We start from the raw sequence: 1316 nt of genomic DNA, 5'->3' as shown, positions 1-1316 counted from the left end.
CCGCCTACACCGCGGCCACCGCCCCTCTCACCGCGGGACCCGACGCCCGCACGGTCGCGCCGCCCGCCCCCCAGGACGCGAAGAACGCCCTGCTGCTGGGCGCTCCCGAGAAGGCCGCCACGGTCAGCCTCACCCCGGTCTCCCCGGACGGCGGCCGCGGCGAACCGCAGACCGTCACGGTGGAGGCGGGCACCACCCTCGTGCCCGAACTCGACCCCGCCGACGGCACGGTGGCCTGGGAGGTCGAGCTCACCGACGGCGGCCCGGTGCACGCGGCCCGCGTGCTGACCGTGGACGGCACGGTCAGCGTGCTGCCCCTGGCGCCCGCCCCCGCCCGGGTGCCGCTGCCCCGGGTGGTCGACAGCCTGACGACCGTGGTGCCCTGACCGGGCGCCCACAGCAGAGGGGAGCGGGCGCACCGCTGCGCCCGCTCCCCTCCGTGGGTCTCTTCGCTACGCCTCGGGGTCGACCGTCTCCGGTTCGAGCCCCAGCAGGTTGGCGACCTCCTCGACCACGGTGTCGTAGACGAGCAGGGCCATCTCCTCGGGGTCCTTGGTGCGGATCTCCACCGGACGCCGGTAGACGATGATGCGTGCCCGACCGGACCTGGCGGTCTCCAGCCTGGAGAAGGGGATGCCGTCCTCCGCGGTCACCCCGCGCGGCACCTTGGGCACGTCCTCCACGAGGAACTCCACGTTGGCGAGTTCCCGTGCCCAGAGCCGTTCGAGGCGTTCGACCGCGTCGAGGACCAGATCGTCGAACACCTGCGCTCTGCTGCGTGTGACCGGCAGCTCCGGAGGAGTCAGCGGACCCCGGATTCCACGACCCCGGCGGTCCCTGCGTCGTACCCGCCCGGTCTGCGATTGGTTAAGGTGCAAGTGTCGCACAACATCGAGCCTAAGCCATGACCGCCCCGCCGCGCAGCCCCGGGGCGACCGGACGTGTCCGGTTTCGCTCCGTCAGATGCGGACACCGTGCGGCGAAGGTGGCGCAGCAGACAGGAAAGGGATACCGTCTGTCCTCGTGAGCGTTAGCAGACGCTGTTCGCGCACCGCGTGCAGGCAGCCAGCAGTCTTCACGCTCACCTATGTCTACGCGGACTCCACCGCGGTGCTCGGCCCGCTCGCCGCCTACGTCGAGCCGCACTGCTACGACCTGTGTGCGATGCACGCCGAGCGGCTGACCGCGCCGCTGGGCTGGGAGGTGGTGCGGCTGCCCGCCGACACCGCCACCGGCGGCCCCGGAAGCGACGACCTCGAAGCGCTCGCCAACGCGGTGCGCGAGGCGGGCCGCAGGCCCCCCGCGGAGCCGCAGCC

The 1316-nt window shown here is 72.9% G+C and carries 3 protein-coding genes; 2 read left to right on the top strand and 1 reads right to left on the bottom strand.

The genetic code is table 11. The annotated features are described in order from the left end of the window. Window positions 1-386 (top strand): DUF5719 family protein (locus AC529_RS20650; protein WP_232306833.1); only part of this gene is annotated, 386 nt, incomplete at its 5' end. A 66-nt stretch (window positions 387-452) separates the two neighbouring features. Here the strand turns inward: AC529_RS20650 and AC529_RS18755 are convergent. Next, entirely contained in the window at window positions 453-887 is a 435-nt protein-coding gene (locus AC529_RS18755) for a metallopeptidase family protein (RefSeq protein ID WP_394326461.1), read from the bottom strand. A gap of 136 nt (window positions 888-1023) precedes the next feature. Between AC529_RS18755 and AC529_RS18750 the strand changes: the two genes are divergently transcribed. Continuing rightward, window positions 1024-1316: DUF3499 domain-containing protein (locus tag AC529_RS18750; RefSeq protein WP_068758717.1), on the top strand; the 293-nt coding region annotated here is incomplete at its 3' end.

This window comes from Thermobifida cellulosilytica TB100, from assembly GCF_001517975.1.
GTDB lineage: Bacteria > Actinomycetota > Actinomycetes > Streptosporangiales > Streptosporangiaceae > Thermobifida > Thermobifida cellulosilytica.
The sequence above is the reverse complement of the archived record's forward strand: the minus strand, read 5'-3'. Positions and strand labels throughout refer to the sequence as shown.